Origin of the sequence: Nocardia sp. NPDC056000 (assembly GCF_042269265.1) — a bacterium.
In the GTDB taxonomy this organism is placed as follows: Bacteria; Actinomycetota; Actinomycetes; order Mycobacteriales; family Mycobacteriaceae; genus Nocardia.
In genome coordinates, this window is sequence record NZ_JBHJXS010000001.1 from 681506 (window position 1) to 701093 (window position 19588).

The 19588-nt window shown below is 65.8% G+C and carries 15 protein-coding genes; 4 read left to right on the forward strand and 11 right to left on the reverse strand.

Annotation, left to right across the window (positions count from 1 at the left end; genetic code table 11):
- Positions 1-39: 39 nt before the first annotated feature.
- Positions 40-930: a hypothetical protein gene (locus ACFC4D_RS03240; protein ID WP_376061508.1), complete on the reverse strand. Its 891-nt coding sequence runs from the start codon at positions 928-930 to the stop codon at positions 40-42.
- Between the two features lie 69 nt (positions 931-999).
- Between ACFC4D_RS03240 and ACFC4D_RS03245 the strand changes: the two genes are divergently transcribed.
- A complete protein-coding gene (locus ACFC4D_RS03245; RefSeq protein WP_376061509.1) occupies positions 1000-1998 on the forward strand; it encodes a 1-aminocyclopropane-1-carboxylate deaminase/D-cysteine desulfhydrase in 999 nt (332 codons plus the stop codon).
- 9 nt (positions 1999-2007) lie between these two features.
- Here the strand turns inward: ACFC4D_RS03245 and ACFC4D_RS03250 are convergent, their stop codons facing one another.
- The gene (locus ACFC4D_RS03250; protein ID WP_376061512.1) at positions 2008-2811 is read right to left on the reverse strand and encodes an SDR family oxidoreductase; all 804 of its coding nucleotides are present in this window, start codon (positions 2809-2811) and stop codon (positions 2008-2010) included.
- Between the two features lie 128 nt (positions 2812-2939).
- Here ACFC4D_RS03250 and ACFC4D_RS03255 point away from each other — a divergent pair, with 128 nt between their 5' ends.
- Positions 2940-3782: an NAD-dependent protein deacetylase gene (locus ACFC4D_RS03255; RefSeq protein WP_376061513.1), complete on the forward strand. Its 843-nt coding sequence runs from the start codon at positions 2940-2942 to the stop codon at positions 3780-3782.
- Here ACFC4D_RS03255 and ACFC4D_RS03260 read toward each other — a convergent pair.
- Positions 3779-4366 (reverse strand): TetR family transcriptional regulator, encoded by a 588-nt coding sequence (locus ACFC4D_RS03260; protein ID WP_364633402.1) that lies wholly within the window; start codon positions 4364-4366, stop codon positions 3779-3781. The genes ACFC4D_RS03255 and ACFC4D_RS03260 overlap by 4 nt on opposite strands.
- A gap of 108 nt (positions 4367-4474) precedes the next feature.
- On the opposite strand from ACFC4D_RS03260, the gene ilvD reads away from it, so the two are divergent.
- A complete protein-coding gene (gene ilvD / locus ACFC4D_RS03265) occupies positions 4475-6343 on the forward strand; it encodes a dihydroxy-acid dehydratase (RefSeq protein ID WP_376061516.1) in 1869 nt (622 codons plus the stop codon).
- Positions 6344-6429: 86 nt separating this feature from the next.
- Positions 6430-7944: a DUF222 domain-containing protein gene (locus ACFC4D_RS03270; RefSeq protein ID WP_376061518.1), complete on the forward strand. Its 1515-nt coding sequence runs from the start codon at positions 6430-6432 to the stop codon at positions 7942-7944.
- A 166-nt stretch (positions 7945-8110) separates the two neighbouring features.
- Here the strand turns inward: ACFC4D_RS03270 and ACFC4D_RS03275 are convergent, their stop codons facing one another.
- The 8 genes from ACFC4D_RS03275 to ACFC4D_RS03310 all read right to left on the reverse strand — a co-directional run bounded on the left by ACFC4D_RS03275 (position 8111) and on the right by ACFC4D_RS03310 (position 19412).
- Complete coding sequence (locus ACFC4D_RS03275) at positions 8111-9334, reverse strand: acetyl-CoA acetyltransferase (RefSeq protein ID WP_376061520.1); 1224 nt, start codon at positions 9332-9334, stop codon at positions 8111-8113.
- 28 nt (positions 9335-9362) lie between these two features.
- Positions 9363-11108: a class I adenylate-forming enzyme family protein gene (locus ACFC4D_RS03280; protein WP_376061522.1), complete on the reverse strand. Its 1746-nt coding sequence runs from the start codon at positions 11106-11108 to the stop codon at positions 9363-9365.
- Between the two features lie 28 nt (positions 11109-11136).
- Complete coding sequence (locus tag ACFC4D_RS03285) at positions 11137-12321, reverse strand: acetyl-CoA C-acyltransferase (RefSeq protein ID WP_376061524.1); 1185 nt, start codon at positions 12319-12321, stop codon at positions 11137-11139.
- Between the two features lie 71 nt (positions 12322-12392).
- Positions 12393-13379: an LLM class F420-dependent oxidoreductase gene (locus ACFC4D_RS03290; RefSeq protein ID WP_376061527.1), complete on the reverse strand. Its 987-nt coding sequence runs from the start codon at positions 13377-13379 to the stop codon at positions 12393-12395.
- Positions 13380-13393: 14 nt separating this feature from the next.
- Positions 13394-14854 (reverse strand): carotenoid oxygenase family protein, encoded by a 1461-nt coding sequence (locus ACFC4D_RS03295; protein ID WP_375966932.1) that lies wholly within the window; start codon positions 14852-14854, stop codon positions 13394-13396.
- Between the two features lie 105 nt (positions 14855-14959).
- Positions 14960-15844, reverse strand: a complete 885-nt coding sequence (locus ACFC4D_RS03300) for a winged helix-turn-helix transcriptional regulator (RefSeq protein WP_376061529.1) — start codon at positions 15842-15844, stop codon at positions 14960-14962.
- A gap of 18 nt (positions 15845-15862) precedes the next feature.
- The gene (locus tag ACFC4D_RS03305; RefSeq protein WP_375966928.1) at positions 15863-17806 is read right to left on the reverse strand and encodes an MFS transporter; all 1944 of its coding nucleotides are present in this window, start codon (positions 17804-17806) and stop codon (positions 15863-15865) included.
- Positions 17807-17936: 130 nt separating this feature from the next.
- Complete coding sequence (locus ACFC4D_RS03310; RefSeq protein ID WP_364633384.1) at positions 17937-19412, reverse strand: hypothetical protein; 1476 nt, start codon at positions 19410-19412, stop codon at positions 17937-17939.
- Positions 19413-19588: the final 176 nt, after the last annotated feature.

The window sequence follows — 19588 nt, forward strand, 5'->3', positions numbered from 1 at the left end:
CGAATCATTTCGGTGTCGTCATCGTCCCAGGTGAGCGGATCAGCAGTGCACCCCGGTGATCGCGAAACGCTCCACCGCCTCGACGTGGCCCCCGGTCGCGACCGCGACGGTCAGCGTGCCCGGGCAGGTCGCGGTGAACGGCACACTGCCGGACCACGGACTGTTCTGCCCGCCCGCGGGGATTCCGGGAATCTCTCCGACCGCTTGCGCTTTGTCGAGTTGCCGGACCTGTACCCGCAGACTCTCGTCGACGCCGGTGACATGACCGCCCACCGCCAGCGGCGAATTCACCTTCGCGCCGTACACCGGATTGTCCAGGGACAGGGTGCGGTCATCGGTGCCGATGACCTCCCAGGGCGCGTCCGCTCCGGTGCCGATCCTGGCCAGATGCAGCATGGCGGCGACGATGGCGACACCGTTGGGATTTTCGAAACCGACTGTCACCCATGACTCTTCGCCCTTGGTCGTAGTCAGTACGGCCTTGTTCAGATTGCCGTAGCCGAGGTAGCCCTGGGTGAAATTCAGTGCGGTGGCGGCGGGATCCAGATGCCAGGGCTGATGCCCACCGTCGCGATAGGACTGCTGCCAGAGGGCTGCCGCCGCCTCATCGGCGAACGGCCACAGCGCCTGATGGGCGAAGCCCGGGGCGGGGGCGGTCGAGGGCGCGGTGGTACCCGGCTGCGGGGCGATCGTCGAGGGCACGGGCTGTCCGGCGGTGACGCCGCCGGGCGGAGGGGGCACTCCCGCGGAGTTCTGGACGACCGTCGTCCCCGGCGGCAGGGTGACGGATTCGGGCGTGCCACCGCCGCTGTCGCGATGAGCAATGAAATATGTGGTGGCGGCAATGGCGAGTACGAGCGCCACCCCGACCACCACCAGCGCGAGCAGCGGTCCGGTGCGTCGACCGGGCGGCTCCGAATTGGTGGTCATGCTCCAGCATGACTCATGTGCGCCTCGCCACGCTCGTATCTGGACTGGGCAGTCGATACGTTGGTGTGTGTGACGCCGCATCTGCATCAGCAGTACCCCGAACTCGAGAGCACGCTGCCGCATATCGAACTCGGTAAGAGTCCGACCTCGGTGCGGCGGTTGTCCGCGTTGGATTCGGTCGCGGCGGAGCTGTGGATCAAGGACGACAGCGAATTCGGCGACGGCGGCTGGGGCGGCAACAAGGTCCGCAAACTGGAATGGCTGTTACCGGACGCCCTGCGGCTGGGGCGGCACACGATCGTCACCGTCGGCGGGCTCGGCACCAATTGGGGACTGGCGACCGCGCTGTACGGGCGCGAGCTGGGACTGAAAACCGTACTGGCACTTATCGATCAGCCGGTGGACGACCATGTGCGCAGCCAGCTGGAGCGACTGCGGCATTCGGGCGCGAAACTTTACTTCACCCGGAACAAGACCCGCACGATCCTGAGCGCTCCCTACATTCTGGCCCGCAATTTCTCCGGCCGACGGCCACCGTATTTCCTGCCCGCGGGCGGATCGTCACCGGTGGGCGCGCTCGGCTATGTCGAGGCCGCACTCGAACTCGCCGCGCAGGTGCGGGCGGGGGAACTGCCCGAACCCACCCATCTGGTCGCCCCGGTCGGGTCCGGCGGCACGGTCGCCGGGCTCTCCCTCGGCCTACGACTCGCGGGCCTGTCCACCCGGGTGGTCGGTGTGGTCGTCAATGACACTTTGCGCTTGGACGCGGCCACCCTGTACCGGCTGGCCGATCGATCCGCGCAGGTGCTGCGCGAGCGCGGGGCGCGACTGCCCGAAAACGTCTCGGCCCTGACCAATCTCGATATCGTGACCGACTATCTGGGCCCGGGCTACGGCCGCACCACCATGGAAGCCACCACCGCGCAGACGCTTTCGGCCGATCTGGAACATCTCACCCTGGAGCCGGTCTACACCGCCAAGGCCATGGCCGCCCTGCTGGAGATGAACGGGCAGGGCCGGTTCGGCACCGGCACCGTCGTCTTCCTCAATACCAACGGCCCACGCTGACAGGCGATTTCACGCCCGGACCGGAGCACCGAGACGCTCGGCCAGGAATTCCTCCCAGGTCTGCTCACCGACGGCGCGATCGAGGTTGAGGTTGCCGCCCGCCTTGTAGATCTTGGCGGCCTTGCCCGGAGCCTTCAGGCTCAGGATGGGACGGCGCTTGCCGATGGCGTCCTGATAGCCGCGCACCACCTCCTTCATCGTGTACACCTTGGGCCCGGCCAGCTCCGGCACCAGTCCGGCGGGCTCGCCCAGGGTCAGGCGCACCAGTTCCGCCGCCACCTCGGCCGCCGCGATCGGCTGGAACCGGAAATCGAACGCCGGTGCGATCGGCAGCTTGCCCAGTGCCTGCACCATGGTGAACAGCAGTTCGTGGAACTGGGTGGCGCGCAAGGTGGTCCAGGGCAGACCCGACTCCTGCACCACGATCTCGGCCTCCCGCTTGGAGGCCATGTAGCCGAGCATCGCGCGATCCAGCGCGCTTTCGCAGACCACCCGCTCCGCGCCGACCACCGAGATGTAGACCAGATGCGGGGTGCCGCCCGCGGCCTCGGCGGCCGTCACCAGGGCGCGCGCCTTATCGCCGTCACCCTTCTGGGTGCCCGCCAGATGCAGGATGGTGTCGACGCCCGCGACCGCCGCCGCGACGCCTTCGCCGGTCTGGAGATCGCCCGCCACGTATTCGATACCGTCCGTGCCGGTGCGGGCGGTGCGGCTCAGCACCCGCACCCGGACGCCAGCGCGCATCAGCAGCAGCGGGGTGACCAGCTTGCCCAGGGTGCCCGTACCACCGGTGACCAGAACCGTCTTCGTCATGACAACTCCTTCGTAGTCGTTCCGCGCTGCCCGTGGTGACGCCCATACCGATACGACGAAGCAGCCAGGGACGGTGTGACACGGTGTGACCGGGCGCACGGTGGCCCTCGCCTCGTAGGCTGGTCGGCATGTCGGATACCTCGATCGAGCAGCTGTGCGATCTGCTCACCGGCCGCCGGGTCGCGGTGCTGACCGGTGCGGGCGTCTCCACCGACAGCGGTATTCCGGACTATCGCGGCCCCGATTCCCCGCCGCGCAATCCCATGACCTATCAGCAATTCACCGGGGATCCCGTTTTCCGGCAACGGTATTGGGCGCGCAATCACGTCGGCTGGCGGTTCATGGACGCGGCCCGCCCCAATGCCGGACATCGCGCATTGGCCCGATTGGAACGCGCCGGAATCGTGCGCGGGGTGATCACCCAGAACGTGGACCTGTTGCATACCAAGGCCGGACAGCGCGCGGTCATCGACCTGCACGGGGTGTACGCGCGGGTGCGCTGCCTGAACTGCTCCGCACTGCTGTCCCGCATGCGCCTGGCCGAATTGCTGGAGGAGGCCAATCCCGGCTTCGCCGAAACCCTGCCGCTCACCGGTCTGGAGGTCGCGCCCGACGCCGACGCCGTGGTCGCCGACACCAGCGGGTTCCGCATGGTCGACTGTGCGGTATGCGGCGGCATGCTGAAACCGGACATCGTCTATTTCGGTGAATCCGTCCCGGCACCCCGGGTGGCCCAAGCCTTCTCAATCGTCGAGGACGCCGACGTCCTGCTGGTCGCCGGATCATCGCTGACCGTCATGTCCGGTCTCCGATTCGCCCGCCGCGCCGCAAAATCCGGCCGCGATGTGGTGATCGTGAACCGCGGCGAAACCCGCGCCGACGACCTGGCCAAGCTGAAAATCGAGGCGAGTTGCTCGACGGTGCTCGGCGCACTGGCGGACCGGCTCACGGCCGTTCCCGTGCGGCCCTAGTCGCGAATCTCCAGTCGGCGCACCAGATTCACCAGGCCCGCGCGCAGCGCCTCGGGGTCCTCGGCATCCGCCCCCAGCACCATCCGCACCACCTGCGGCACCGCGAACCACCACGCGGCGAGCGCGGCCACGGCGTACATGAGATATCCGGCCGGCACATCGTCGGTGAGTTTGCCCTCGCGCTGGGCGGCGGCGACGGAAGCCACCTTCTCCGCGTAGTGCGAGGCGCGCGCGGATTCGGCGGGTAGCTCACCGCCCTGGGTCTGGAGTCCTTCCCAGTGCAGCAGGCGCAGGAACTGCGGATGGGTGCGGTGGTAGTCGAAGACGTGCCCCGCGTATTCGGCGAGGTCCCCGGCCTTATCGGCGGCCAGCGGGCTGGCGGCCGCGAGCTGGGCCAACTGATCGGTCAGCACGGCCTCGAAGAGCCCCTGCTTATCGCCGAAGTACTGGTAGATGCGCTCTTTGTTGATGCAGGCGCGGGCCGCGATGGCCGCCACCCGAGCGCCGTCCGGCCCGCGCTCGGCGAATTCGTACACGGCGGCCTCCAGCAGCCGCCGCTTGGTTCCCTCGGTATCCCACGCCATGCCTGATATCCAACCATTTCCGCGATCTCCAACCGCACGGTTGCAGTTAGACCCTCCGATGTGCAAGACTCCAACCATACGGTTGCAGTTTCTGAAGGAGGTGGCATCGTGCCGAATCTGCGTTCACGCACGGTCACGCACGGCCGGAATATGGCGGGAGCCCGCGCGCTCATGCGAGCCAGCGGAGTCCCCTCCGCGGATATCGGCCGCAAGCCGATCATCGCGATCGCCAATAGCTTCACCGAGTTCGTCCCCGGCCACACCCACCTCCAGCCCGTAGGGCGCATCGTCTCCGAGGCGGTCCGCGCAGCCGGAGGTATCCCGCGCGAGTTCAACACCATCGCCGTCGACGACGGCATCGCCATGGGCCACGGCGGCATGCTGTACTCGCTGCCGTCCCGCGACCTGATCGCGGACTCGATCGAATACATGGTGAACGCGCACTGCGCCGACGCGCTCGTGTGCATCTCGAACTGCGACAAGATCACCCCGGGCATGCTGATGGCCGCCATGCGCCTGAACATCCCGACCGTCTTCGTCTCCGGCGGTCCCATGGAGGGCGGCAAAGCCGTTCTGGTCGACGGCACGGTGCGCAGCCGCCTGGACCTGATCGTCACCATGTCCGAGGCGGTGTCTCCCCTCGTCTCGGACGAGGATATGGCGCTGATCGAGGAAAACGCCTGTCCCACTTGCGGTTCCTGCGCGGGCATGTTCACCGCGAACTCGATGAACTGCCTCACCGAGGCCCTGGGGCTGGCACTGCCCGGAAACGGCACCGTCCTCGCGACCCACACCGCACGGCGCGCACTGTACGAAGCCGCCGGACACACCGTCATGGACATCACCCGGCGGTACTACGACGAAGACGACGACCGCGTGCTGCCCCGAAACCTGGCTTCGCACCGGGCATTCGACAATGCGGTGGCATTGGACCTCGCCATGGGCGGATCGACCAACACGGTCCTGCATCTGCTGGCCGCCGCACAGGAGGCCGGACTGGACTACGGCCTCACCGACATCGAGAAGATGTCATTGCAGGTGCCCTGCCTGTGCAAGGTCGCACCCAATGGGGACTACCTGATGGAGGACGTGCACCGGGCGGGCGGCATCCCCGCGATCCTCGGCGAACTGGATCGCGCCGGACTGCTGCACCGGGATGTGATTGCGGTGCACTCGAATTCGCTGGACGACTGGCTCGGCGCATGGGATGTGCGCGGCGGCAAGGCGTCTCCCGAGGCGATGGAAATGTTCTACGCCGCTCCGGGCGGAAAGCGTTCCGCGACCGCATTCTCACAGTCGGAGCGCTGGGACTCCCTCGACACCGACGCCGCCGAAGGCTGCATTCGCGATCGCGCCCACGCCTATTCAAGCGACGGCGGACTGGCGGTGCTGCGCGGAAACCTCTCCCCCGATGGGGCCGTGGTGAAATCCGCCGGGGTGGCCGAACACATGCACACCTTCACCGGCCCCGCTGTCGTGGCGGAGTCCCAGGAAGACGCGGTCGACGCCATCCTGTCCGGACGCTTGCAGCCGGGAGACGTGCTCGTCATCCGATACGAGGGACCGCGCGGCGGACCGGGAATGCAGGAAATGCTCTATCCCACTTCGTATCTCAAAGGTCGCGGGCTGGCGGGCAAATGCGCCGTGATCACCGACGGGCGATTCTCCGGCGGATCCTCGGGGCTCTCCATCGGTCACATCTCACCCGAGGCGGCATCGGGTGGCGTGATCGCACTGGTGCGGGACGGGGATGAAGTCACCATCGATATCCCCTCGCGAACAATGTCACTGCATGTCGGCGATGACGAGCTCGATGCGCGGCGACAGGAGCTGGAAAGCCGTGGTGGGTATCGACCAGTCGCGCGGACGCGCGAGGTTTCGGTGGCTTTGCGCACCTACGCGCTGATGGCGACGTCGGCCGATCGTGGGGCAGTTCGGGATTCGGCCAGGCTCGAAGCATTGGAAGGAATGCGCTAAAAGTTGAAAGGGAGATATTCTGAATAGCTCTGTATCACAATACAATTACGCTTTCAGTATCGACCCTTCCCGAGTAGAATAGAGGCATGAACTCGGGGGAGAAAATCGCAATCGCGGACAGTGTGAACACACTGTCCGCGGCGGTGGACTCCCTCGCCTCGCTGCCACTTATTCCGGTATCGGACAACGACATCGTCGAATTGATGCAGCAGATCGAAACCGCCACCCGCAAACTCGACGCGCTCAAACTCGACCTGGTCGTGCAGACCTGCTCCCGGTCACTGCCCAAGCGCGCCGGAGCGGGCTCGGTGGCTCTGTTCTTGCAAGACACCCTGCGTATTTCGCACGGGGACGCGTTGAACCGGTGGCACTGTGCCGAGCAGGCCGCGATCTGGCCGCGTGTTGGCGATGCCGCCGAGATTCCCGCCGCACCGGCACTGCCCAATACCGCACTCGCGCAAGAGGAAGGCGCGATTGGACTCGACCATGTGCGGGTCATCCGGCAGGTCATGGACCGGCTGCCGAGCAAGGTAAGTGCGGAAGACCGCGCACTCGCCGAAGAGCACCTGGCCCGCCACGCGCGCGCCTTAAACCCGAACCAGCTCCCCAAGATTGGTGACCGGATCCTCGGCCACCTCGACCCCGATGGCACGCTGACCAATGATGCAGACCGTGCACGTATGCGCAGCATGCGGTTGAGCCCGCAAGGGTTCGACCTGATGTCCACCATGACCGTGGTGCTGACCCCCGAAGCACGCGCCGCGATGGACGCGGTCTTGGCCAAGCTCGCCCGGCCTGGCCTGTGCAACCCCGCCGATCCCGAAAGCCCGTTCGTGGTCGATGAGAATCTCGACCCTGAGGTGGTGAAGGCGGCAGCCGCGCGCGATACGCGCACGACCGTGCAGCGTCAGCACGATGCGCTGTTCGCGCTCCTGCACCCCGACTTCAACCCCGCCCACCTGGGCTCTCACCGTGGGCTCCCGGTGACCACGATCCTGACCATGTCCATCGCCGATGTGGAGCGCGCTGCCGGAGTGGCCACCACCGCCACCGGCGGGACCGTGCCGGTCGCGGTCGCGTTGGAAATGGCTGCACGCAAGAGCAAGACGTTCTCCGTCGTCACCGACGCCAACGCGATGCCCCTGCACATCGGCGAAGCCCGCCTTGCCAACCCGGCACAGCGCATGGCGTTGATCGCCACCGAACGTGGCTGCACCCGCCCCGGCTGCACCGCACCAGCAAGCATGGCCGCTGTCCACCATGTCACCGAGTACATCAAGGGCGGCCCCACCGACATCGAAAACCTCACCCTGGCTTGCGATCACTGCCACGCCCTGGTGAACGACACTCCGACCGGGTGGACCACGATCAAGCTCGGTAAGGATTCGGCCTTTGCGGGCCGCACCGCGTGGATCGCGCCCGCGCACATCGACCCGACCCGGACACCGAAGGTGAACCACCTGCACCACCCCGACGAGTTGATGGCCACCGCCCCGGCGGCACCACCGTTGCCCGCACGCCCCTCGCGGGCCTGTGTGCCGACTCGGATGCGTCAGCGACCCTGGGTATTGCCTCGCCCGGCTTGCCCAGCCCGGCAATAGCTCCACCCCACCTGCCTCCACCGTCAGGAACCCTCCTGCCGGTCCTACAGGCATGTCCCGCACGGCTTTTGCCAAGTCCGTACGGCTCCATGCCGGTGTCTCGAGGCCCTTCGGGCCTTCTTTTCTTCTTGTCCAGGCGTCTTTTATCTTTTTTTATCTTTTGTTCTTAAAAACCCCAAGCCTCAACAACAAATCCAGCCACGGTAGTGGCACTCCCCCCAATATTCAACGTAGCGATCCTCCGAGCCCCATCAACCTGATAGTCCCCCGCCTGATCAGTCACCTGCTTATAAGCATCAAACAACATCCGAGCCCCGGTAGCCCCCACCGGATGCCCGATCCCGATAAGCCCACCTCCCGGATTAACCGGAAGACTTCCGCCCCTACCGATCTCCCCCGACTCGATCGCCTTCCAACTCTCCCCCGGCGACGTGATCCCGAGATGATCAATCGCCATGTACTCGGACATCGAGAAACAGTCATGCACCTCCACCGCATCCACATCGGTGATATCGGCCAGCCCAGCCCGCCCGAGCGCATCCAGCATCGTCTGCCGCACATGCGGGAACACATACGGTTCGGCCACCGCGACCTCGAACTTCTGCGCAAGCGACAACCCAGCCGTCCGATGCCCCCACCCGGTGATCACCGCATGCTTCGTAGCCCGCAAATCCCTGTGCTGCTCCAGGAATCGATCGGAGACGAGAATCAACGCCGCCGCCCCGTCAGTCATCTGACTGCAATCCTGACGCCGCAACGGCCCCGCCACCGGCGGATTCGCGGTGTCATCGGCGGTGAAACTATCCGGCGTGTACGACCATTCACGAGTCTGCGCCAGCGGATTCAACCGCGCATTGGCGATATTCAACTCGCTGATGGCGTGCAGATGCGCCGGGTCCAATCCGTATCGCCGATCGTATTCTTCGGCGACAGCGGCGAACATGGTCGGCCACACCAGATCCGTATCCTGGGCTTCATGCCCCTTCCAGGCGGCCGCACCCATGTAGGCGGCAGCCTGATTACCCGGAACGGTCTTCTCCAGCTCGGCACCGATGACCAGGGCACAGTCGTACCGCCCGGATTCCAGGTCCGACATCGCCGCCAGCACCGCCATACTGCCGGAGGCACAAGCGGCTTCGTGACGGCTCGCCGGAATCCCCCAGAGCTCCGGAAACACGGTGGCGGGCATACCGCCCAACTGCCCCTGCCCCGTGAAGAGCTGCCCGAATGCGTTGCCGACATGGATGACTTCGATATCCGCGGGATCGATCCCCGTCTCGGTCAACGTCGCTTCGGTCACCGATCGAACGAGCGCATCGAACCCGAGTCCGGCGCGATGCCAATTGACGGCGAAATCGGTTTGGCTGCCGCCGAGTATATGGACGGACACTATGACTCCTGGATTGTGTTGTACCGGTTCAGAGTTGGTCGCGAAGCTCGCGGCGGAGCAGCTTGCCGACGGGATTGCGCGGCAGCGATGCCACGACCTCCAGGCGTTCGGGCAGCTTGAACGAGGCGACCTCGCGGGAGCGCAGGTGCGCGACCAGATCGTCGAGCGTGACGGTGGCTCCAGGCGCGGGAACCACGAAGGCGCAACACTTCTCGCCGAGAACCTCATCCGGATACCCGACGATCGCCACATCGGTGATGCCGGGATGATCCGAGAGCAATCCCTCGATCTCCGCGGGCGCGATATTCATACCGCCGCGAATGATGATCTCCTTCACCCGATCGACGAAGCGCAGGTAGCGGCCGTCCGGGCCGCAGAGCTCGAAAACATCTCCGCTGCACAGGAACCCCTCGTCATCGAAGGGTTCGGTGCTCGCGGTGCCGGGCAGGTATCCGCCGAATACCGCCGGGCCACGCAGTCGAAGTTCGCCTCGGCCACCCAGCTCCGTCACGGTCTCGCCGGTGACGACGTCGACGAGTTTCACCGCGGTGCGCGCCGCCAGCCGGGTGGACCATTCCACACCGGGCGCACCGTAGTGCGGCAGATGCTGCGCTCGCACGGTCGGATCCGGGATATCGGCCGGTGCGCCGAGCAGACTCACGCCCTCATTGGATCCGAAGAAATTGAGCACGTGAATGCCCAGTTCCTCCTGCCAGCGCCGCACCACGGGCGGCGGCAGCGGCGCACCACCGGACCCCACGGTGCGCAAAGACGACAGATCCGCGTGCGCGCGCAGACCCTCGTTCTGCAACAGCATGGTCAGCAGTGCGGGCGGCATGCTGGTGTGTGTCACCCGATGGTCGGCGATCTGCCGCAAGAACACCGGCAGATCCAGCGGATGATGCTGCACCAGATGCCCGCCGGCCAGTAGCCAGGGCAGGAACGCTCCGGCGAATCCCGCCATGTTCACCATCGGAAAGGGATTGAGCACCACCGAATCCGGGGTGATTCCGAGGCCGTCCTGGACGCCCTGCGCCACTGCCAGCCAGTCTCCGTGGCAGCGCGGAATACCTTTGGGCGCGGCCTCGGTGCCGCTGGTCCAGCACACGGTAATGCGGTCATTGACGGTGACCTGCAATGCGGCTTCGTAGTCCCGGACGCGGTCACGCGCCTGGGAGTCGGCCGAATCACCCAGCGCTACAGCCTTATCCGGAATCTCGGGGCCGAAGGCGAACACCGTCGCAGTGCCGTCCGCGACGGACAGCGCCTCCTCCGCGAGATCGCGTCCGGACAGTGTTCCGGCGGTGATGATCGCATCGGCGGCGGTCGCGGCGACGATGCCGGACAACTCATGCCGCCGGTAGGACGCGGGCATGGGTGTGGCGACCGCGCCCAGTCGCCACAGCGCCAGGTAGGTCGCGGTGAGCGCGATGGAATTGGGCAGCAGCACGGCGACGGTGTCACCCTGGCGGATACCCTGTGCGAAAAGCACTGCGGCGATATCGATTACGTGATCATCGAGCCCCTGCCAGGTCAGACTGCGTGGCACAGCGCCGGTCAGCTCCGCGAGATTGGCCGGATCGGTCAGCGCGGGCGCATCCGGGGCCTCAGCGACGCGACGGCGGAAGACCGCCGGAATCGTCTCGTTCTCCCACCAGCCGTGTTCGAGGTAGTCGCGCACCGTATCGTCCGGATGACACTGTCGCACCGGATGTCTGGTCCCGGTTGTCCGACGCGCACCGGTCAGCGGTGCGGGAGCGGGTGATTCAGCCATGAAGTTCCCTAGTACTCGTAGTTCTTGCTCATGACAGTCGCCGCAGTACGACCGCGGACCCCAGCCCGAGCGCGGCGGGAATAGTCACCAGCGCGTATTCGCCGTCGCACCGATTCAGGGCGTCGAGTGCCTGGGCAATGAGGATGCCGCCGGTCGCGCCGAGCGGATGCCCGACGGCGACTGCGCCACCGGAGGGATTGACCCGCACAGGATCAAGATTCAGCTCACGTGTCAGCACCAGCGGTGTGACAGCGAAGGATTCGTTCACCTCGACAACATCGAGGTCTCCGGCGGCGATACCCGCGCGTTCCAACGCCACCCGCGCGGCGGTCACGGGTGCGGTGAGCAATGGCGAGCGCACCGCCGTCTGAGCCGTACCGACTATGGCGGCCAACGGTTTTCGCCCAAGTGTTCGTTCTGCCGCCACATTGCCGATCAGTACCGCGGACGCGCCATCCGCGAGCTGCGGTGCGGTGGCGATGGTGTGCAATCCGGCGACGGGACGCGGAGCATCCGGCAGTCGGCGCGCCAGCCGCTCCCACGACGGGTCATCCCCGAACAGCGCGGGCAGTTCGGCAAAGGCTTCGACCGACGCATCCGCGCGAGCCCCCTCATCGGCGTCCAGCACCACCGTTCCACCCTTGCGAGCCGGTATCACCGCCGATGAGACTTCCGCGCCGAGAGCTCTCCTATGCGACTGCACCGCATAGGAATCCAGCTCCGGTCGAGTGATCCCGTACGCGCCCGCAGTCAGATCCGCCGAGACCCCGATGGTGACGAACCCGGTCCGCTCCCCGAGGTCATTGTCCAGCGCGATGGCGGGCCGATCCGAAAGCATCGGCACCCGCGACATCGACTCCACCCCACCGGCGACGACCATGTCCGCGTACCCGGCAGCCACCCGAGCCGCCCCGGCTTCCACCGCGTCGAGCCCCGAACAACAGAGTCGCGAAACCACCCCGCCCGGAACCGAATCCGGCCACCCCGCCCACAGCGCGGCGGCCCGAGCGATATCCCCGCCCTGCTCCCCCATCGCGGTACTGACCCCGATCACGATGTCGCCCACTGTCTCAGCCGGACAACCTCGCTCGCTCAACGCCGAAAGCAGCTGCCCCAGCAACTCATACGGCGGCAACTCCGCCAGCGCCCCACCGCTGCGTCGCACCCTGCCCCGAGGCAACCGCACCGCGTCATAAATGAATGCTTCACCCACCGCAGCTCTCCCCGATCTCATTCGAAATTCCAATGCTCAGCGGCTCGCCTGAGGCGGCACGGATCCGCGCGTCAGCCATGTGCGATCCTCGCGAGGGTCTCGAGGGTGTGGTGCGCGGCCGGATCCTCCGCGGTGGACACCGGAACGATGACCACCTCGTCGGCCCCGGCGTCCCGGTACGCGGTGAGCCGGTTCGCGAGTGTGCCGGAGTCGCCGAACATCCCTACGGTGGCGGGCAATTCGTCGGGAACGGCTGCCAGCACCTCGCGCGGGTGAGCACCGCCGCGTGCCAGCCGCACCACGTCCCCGAAGCCCGCCTCCTCGAACATGGCGTCGTATCCGGGCGCGCGCAGATAACCGACCACCCCGCGCCGAAGCGTGTGGAGCATGTCGGACGTCGGGTCCGCGGCCGCAGTCACCCACACCGATACGTTCGGGGTGGCGCGCCCGACCTCAGCCGCGAATTCCCTTATGCGCGTGACACATCGGGCAACCTGCGCGGGTGTCACCAGATTGAGGACTACACGATCGGCAGTGCGCGCGGCAGCAGCCAGCGCACGATCACCAAAGGCCGCCACGATCAGTTCCGGCCCGCCCGGAGCGGGCAGACGCAGCCGGTAGCCGCGAATACGTTCGATCTCTCCGTCGAAGTCGCCCTTCTCGCCGTCGAGCAACTGCCGCACGATGCGTGCCGACTCTTCCAAATGCACAGCGGTGCGGCGTCTTTCACGACCGTGCCAGTCCTTCACCACGACCGTGCTCGAGGTACCGAGGGCGATACTGACGGCCCGCCCGGTGAGGGCGGCGACACTGGCGACACCGATGGCGATGGTCGCCGGAGTCCGAATATCGACCGCGAGCGGTCCAATGCACAGTGGGATTCGGCCTGGCGCTTGGCCAACCGCCGTGGCGAGGGCGAAGGCGTCGAAGGTCGCCATTTCTCCGAGCCAGAGGCGGTCGTAGCCGAGTTTGTCGGCGGCTTCGGCCACCAGCAGGGCGTCCATGGGGTCGCGGTCCTGCCAGTACGGCAGGCTCACGCTCAATCGTGGATCAGGCACGGGCGCAGACCTTTTCAGGCGATCGGCTGGGAAGCGGCGCGCATACGGTCACCACTGACCCAGGTGGCGTGGAAGCCGAGGGGCACACGGGTGGGGATACCCAACCGGCAGATCGGCCCCTTGCTCAGATCGGCGGCGTGGTAGATCCATACTTCGGACAGTCCGGTGTGGTTGTTGTGGGCGAACATGGTCAGATAGGCGTCGTCCTCGGATTTCGCGCCGGGACGCGGGACCACGGTGAGTTCGCTGCCGTACATGCCGTCCCCGAAGGGCGCGGTTTCCTTTGTGCCGGTGAGCAAGTCGTATTTGATCACCGCGTCGAAGATCATGGTGCGATCCACCGACAGGCGCATCTGATACGAGTACCGCCCGCGCTGTCCGGTGATCCCCTGGTCGATGGCCGGGAATTCGGTGTTCACATCATCCAGGGGCGTTTCGGTGGTGACGCCGGTGCGGAGGTTGAACCGGTACCGATGCAGTTTCGCCTCGGGCCGCAGATATGCGAGCAACTGCGCCAGCGGATGCGCGCGATCGGACACCGGACTGGGTTCGGTGACCCGGCAGACGATGAGCACGATCTCATCGCCCTCCTCCCACGAGTTGACCGTGTGATAGATGTACCCGGGCGCGGCCTCGAACCATTTCGCTTCCGCCCCAACGCCATAGCGCGGCAGCACCGCGAAGCGGCTCGGCAGCTCGCGATCGAAGAAGATCTTGAATCGCCCGGCAGCGGCCGCGCGCGGATCGTTGTAGAGCGGCAGATCCATCAGGATGGAGTAGTTCTCGGTTATCGCCATATCGTGCGGCAGCCGCGGCCCGGGCAGTTCCAGCCCGGTGAAATGGGTGACCTTGCCGGTCGGATCGGCGACGCCGTAGCGCAGGTACGGGGCATTGATGCCGTAGTCGAAGAACAGGAATTCCTCGGTGCGCTCATCCACCTTGGCGTGCGCCGAAACCTCGCCCGGCAGGGTGCCGTTGAAGTCGTCGACCCCGCGCGTCTCCAGGCTCACCGGATCGATCGAGTACGGCTTGCCGGCGCGATACCAGAGCGCGAGCAGATTCCCGTGGTGGTAGATGACATCGGTATTGGCCGAATTGCGTTCGCGGCGATCTCCTGCGGGATTCCCGTCCCAGGGCTCGATCACCCCGCGCCACAGCGCGGTTCCGGCCGAGCGCTCGGCATCGAATTCGGCGGTGCGAATGTACCGATTTCGGTAGGTGGCCCGGCCGTTCTCGAAATGCACGGCGTGCAGCATGCCGTCCCCGTCGAACCAGTGGTACCGGCCCAGCGGCGCGAACTGCGGGTTGGGACCATTGCGCACGTACACCCCGTCGAGGTCGACGGGCAGTTCACCGGCCAGCACCGTGAGGTCGGTGGCGGTGATCTCGTCGGACTGCGCGGCGTACGGACCTTCCAGGTACGGATTGGTCAACGCCTCGGCGGCGGGAGCGATGAGTTCTTCATTGAGCGGCATGAGCGGCGCCTCCAGCAGCCGGGCTCGGACGGCCCGGCAAATTTCACTACAGTTAATGAAGTGATACGCGTCTCAACGAGAGCTGTCAAGGCCCGGCGGCTGCCGTCAGCCCTGCGAAACCCGGCCGGTAGCCGCCTCGAATCGCACGTCGGTTCGGACCAATTCGGCCTCGCAACCACGACAGCGCAGCGCCGGAATCAATACCGCGCCACACTCTCGATGGTGAATTCGCAGACCCGGCTCGGGCTCCGGATGCGCCTGATCGGCCCAAGCCAGCAGAAAGGCGAACACCCCGAACAGCGCCCGCCCGCGCGGGGTCAGCCGATACTCGCGCGCATCGGTTTCCGGCCGATGCAGAACGCCCGCCTCGACCAGGCGGGTCAGTCGCTCGGTCAGTGTGGTCGGCGACATATGCAGTGCCGCACGGAATTCCGAGAAACGCCGCACCCCCGCCAGCGCGAGACCGGTGACCGCGGCGCTCCAGCGATCGCCGATCGCCTCCATGATCTCGTCGAAGCGCGCATCGTCACCGGCGGGCGCGGCCGCGCGCGCCGAGCGTCTGCGACCGGAGGTGATGTGCCACAGCGCATCCCGATCCAATTCGACATCGGTGTCATGCGGCGTCACGGTGCGCCCGCAGCTCTTGCACATGACCACCGGCGGCCCGCGATGCCCGCATTCGGTGTGCACGAACTCCGGCAGCAGCGCCCATTCAGCTGTCCACTCCCGTTGCCAGGACCACACGCAGACCAGGATCTGCCAGGTGCCCAGCCCCAATTCGGTGAGCCGGTATTCCCCCCGATCCCGGTACAGCACCCCGGCATCGACGAGCGCCGCCAGCCGTGCGGTGAGCACTGCGGGCGGCGCGTTCGTCCTGTCACTCCAGTGATTGAACCGCCGGGCGTGCTCGACGAAGGCCAGACGCAGGATGGTGAGCGTCAGGCGGTCGCCGAGCAGGTCGAAAGTGGCGGCCACGGAGTTTGTTTGCACTTCAATAACTGTACTGGATTACCGTACGGATAGTGTTTCCAGCTCGCGGGACACGGCCTCATCGTGCGCGGCCGCCGCTTCCGCGGCCTTCTTCGGGCTCCAGAAACCGGACATGAAGAAGACGAACGGCAGGAACGCGATCTGTGCGATCAGGCAGATCCACCACCAGGTCCGCCACTGCTTGGGCGAATCGATCGCCGCCTGCTGGGCATCCTTGGCATGGTCGGACAGGAAGGTCAGATCGTCGGCCGGAATAGCGCTGACCGCCTTGAGTTCATTACTGGCCGTGGTCAATTGCGGACCAACCTGCGAGGCGACGGCGAGATCGTTCACCGGAACCTTCTGTGCCGCTTGAATTCTGGCGATGGCCTGATCCGGCGGAATATTGAACTTCTGCGCGACCTGGCTGACCGCGGTGGCGGCACTGGCCTGGTCGGCCGGATTGATCAGCATCTTGGTCAGCACCGCCGGGTCGATGGCCTGGAGGGTGGCCAACTCCTGCGGATACTTGGCATTGAGCGCGACCGTGGTCTGCACATCGGCCGCCGAAGCGCCGGTCAGTTTCACCAGTGCGCTCACCTGTGCGGCAGCGTCATTCGGATTGGCTCCCAACTGAGCCATGGTATCCGTGCCGACCTTCTGAATGGTGGCCAGCTCATTATGGTATTTGGCCGAAATCGTTTGCAGCCGTGGACCGTAATTCACCAGCGTGCCCGCCGCGGTCACCACCAGCAGCAACCCGAGCAGTACGAAGGTGACGACCGTGCGCAGAATGCCGCCCCATACCGCGAGTCCCGCGACCGTCGCCGCCGGATTCCGGTTCTCCACCGTCTCGGTGTAGCAGGCCATCCAGGTGGCGTAGCAGATACCGCTGCCCACCGCGATCAGACTGAGCACCGCGGCGAAAGTATAGTAGTCGGTACCGGGTTTATCGGTATAGCCGAGGAATATGAATACCCCGATGATGCTGATGACGGCACCGAAGAGCATGAACGGTTTCCGGACCTTCAGATAGTCCGAGATGATGCCCGTCAGCACCAGCGATAGCGCATTGGCGATCCAATACCAGTTACCCATCGCATTGGCCTGCTGTGCGGTGAACCCGAAGTTCGTCGCCATATACACCGGCAGGAACGACACGATGGTGTAGAAGAACGCCAGGAATATCGAGATGGCGAAGGCCGATCCGACGATATTGAAGCGCATCATCTGTTTCCATTGATCGCGCTCGAGGCTCTCCACATCCAGGCCGCGGGCGCGCGCCTCGATGAGCGCCTTATCGCGCATGGACACCATGATCTGATCGCGCAGCGCCGGGCTGAGTTCGCGCAATCCGACCACGCCGAGAATGGAGATGACCACGCAGATGGCCCCGCAGAGCCGGTAGTGGAACTGCCAATCCGGATGCGCGGACAGCGTCTGGGTGGAGATCTCGGTGGTCACCAGCGCGCCGAGTACGGGTCCGAGCGTCCAGAAGCCCATGGCCGAGGCGCGGCCCAGCTGCGGTGAGAAGTCGCGCACCAGGGCCGGGGTGGCCACCAGCACCGCGCCTTCCACGATGCCGATCACGCAGTAGACGATCAGGTACGCCTCTTTGGTGGTGCAGGCGGGTACCGCGACCAGGGTGAGTACCGAGCAGATGACCGTGCCGTAGGCGACGATATTGGCTCGCCCCCACCTGTCCAGCAGTCCGGCGATGACCGAGGCGACCGCGCCGAACGCCGCACCGGCGATGAAGATGCCGACGAAATACGCGAACGACAGGTGGAAATAGGCGATGAGCTCATTGCCCACCGCGCCCGAGACGAAGAGCTGGTAGTAGAGGGCGACCGAGACGATCACCACCAGGAAGAGATACCAGGACCGGGTACGGTTGTCCGGGTAGTGCGGAATCTTGCGCTGCCACAGCCCGGTCAACAGCGTCGGTGCTATCGGACCGGGGGCGGTCGAAGTCGAACTCATGATCGAAATGCCTTTCTGACCACGGCATTTCGTGTGACCGGAAGACCCATCAAGATGCGCCACGAGCTGCCGAGGTGATCACAGGGTAACGGCCACAAGTGATCGGCATCACTGTTATAGAAATACGTGTTTATTCGGTCCCGGAGCGGAAGTAGAGGGTGTTGGACCCGTGTTCGGCCAGCGGTCCGGCTTCGGCGGCCTGGCGGATACCGCTGCCGGGCAGGCTGGTGAGTTTGGTGAACATGGTGGTGTTGCCGAACGCGGACCGCACCTGGGTTTCGGAGGCGTAATCCGCGCCGTATTCGGCGAGAGCCTTGAAATCCAAGGGGGCGAGCGGCTTTTCGAGCGGAATCTGTCCCGCCGGGAGACCGAGCGCGGCGTACTGGATGGCGGAACCGCCCTCATACCAGCACAATTCGTAGGACATGTTCTCGGTGGTGGTGACGCTGACCACCGGCCATTCCTGGGAAAGCCGCAGGGCCAGTGGATGTTTCCCGACGGGGGCGATCTCCCAGTTCAGGCTCTTCACCGAAACCCAGTGTTCGGAAACCTTTTCGATGAGTACGACATCCTCACCGAGGCGTTCGGCGCGATTGGCCTCGGGGTCCGGTGTGCTCCAATGCTTTTCATCAACGCCGAGATACGCGGTGCTGGGCACGGCCTGTGCGCCGTCGGCCGAATACGCCGCGAGAATGGCGGCGCGCACCAGGGTGACGGCATTGCGTGAGGAACACCGCACGCCGAGCGCGCCGAACGAGGTGCTGATCTCCATCGGCTTGGACGGCTGATCCGGCATGGCGCCGGCGGCGAGCGGTTTGAGGCCGATCAGCGCGAGCTGCCAGTTCACCTCTTCGATGGTCGCCAGGTCACCGGAGGTTTGATACAGGATCTGCTGCTGGGTCAGATATCCGGCGCGCTCCAGCGTGGCGACCTCGAGCTTGCGCAGCGCGGTGACGGTCTTGCTGGTGAACCCGATGTCCTCGACCCGGATCTCCCGCAGCCGCTGCGCCATGGCCGGTGAGGTGACCGCGGCATAGCGTTCGCGATACATGGCGATCGCCGGTTTACGCTGACGCCCCACCATCAGGGTGCGCAGCAGGGTATTGAGACTGGAGAGATAGCGCGCCGCCTGTTCCGGATCGGCGGAGAAGAGCTGCGCGCGAATGGCGACCGCGTCCGAACTGGCCGCGACCGCGGCATTGGGATCCAGGCGCAGCAGCCACACACCGCATTTGGCGAGCGCGTCGGCGCAAACGGCGGCGGCATTGGGATAGTTGTGCGCCACCTGCCGATACGCATTGCACGCATTGCGAATCGTGGAGGTCGCCAGCTCACGGTGGCCGATGGTGCGGGCGGCCTCCTCGAATAGTCGCAGCGCGTCCTGCACCTGCCCCGCGAAGACGGCGTTCACATGTCCGGCGGTGAGCCAGCGCAGCCGCAGCAGTACGGCCTCCTGCGCGGGTTCGAGTGCCGAGGCGGACAGATCACGCTGTGCCGGATCGCTTTTGGTGGCAATGAGGCCGCGGGCCAATTCGCACAGGGTGGTGGCTAGGGCCAGTTCGGCTTCGGGCGAACGGTCGCGGGCGGCCGCTCTATCCGTAGCCACCTGGCGCTCAATGGCGCTGAGATCCATTGCGACCTTCAAACTCCCGCATCAACCGTGCGCGTGCGATCTCCTTGCCGACCGCCCTGCGCGTTTGCGCCGAGTCTGCCATAGATTGCCCGCGCGGGTCACGCGAGTCCCGGTATGACCGGATTGCTCGGGTGCGCCGCGCGCGGGGT

Bases quoted from the DNA above. Each gene is read 5' to 3' on its own strand.
- ACFC4D_RS03250 (WP_376061512.1), bottom strand. From the start codon at position 2,811: ATGACGAAGACGGTTCTGGTCACCGGTGGTACGGGCACCCTGGGCAAG.
- ACFC4D_RS03240 (WP_376061508.1), bottom strand. From the start codon at position 930: ATGACCACCAATTCGGAGCCGCCCGGTCGACGCACCGGACCGCTGCTC.
- ACFC4D_RS03260 (WP_364633402.1), bottom strand. From the start codon at position 4,366: ATGGCGTGGGATACCGAGGGAACCAAGCGGCGGCTGCTGGAGGCCGCC.
- ACFC4D_RS03305 (WP_375966928.1), bottom strand. From the start codon at position 17,806: ATGAGTTCGACTTCGACCGCCCCCGGTCCGATAGCACCGACGCTGTTG.
- ACFC4D_RS03280 (WP_376061522.1), bottom strand. From the start codon at position 11,108: ATGGCTGAATCACCCGCTCCCGCACCGCTGACCGGTGCGCGTCGGACA.
- ACFC4D_RS03295 (WP_375966932.1), bottom strand. From the start codon at position 14,854: ATGCCGCTCAATGAAGAACTCATCGCTCCCGCCGCCGAGGCGTTGACC.
- ACFC4D_RS03270 (WP_376061518.1), top strand. From the start codon at position 6,430: ATGAACTCGGGGGAGAAAATCGCAATCGCGGACAGTGTGAACACACTG.
- ACFC4D_RS03255 (WP_376061513.1), top strand. From the start codon at position 2,940: ATGTCGGATACCTCGATCGAGCAGCTGTGCGATCTGCTCACCGGCCGC.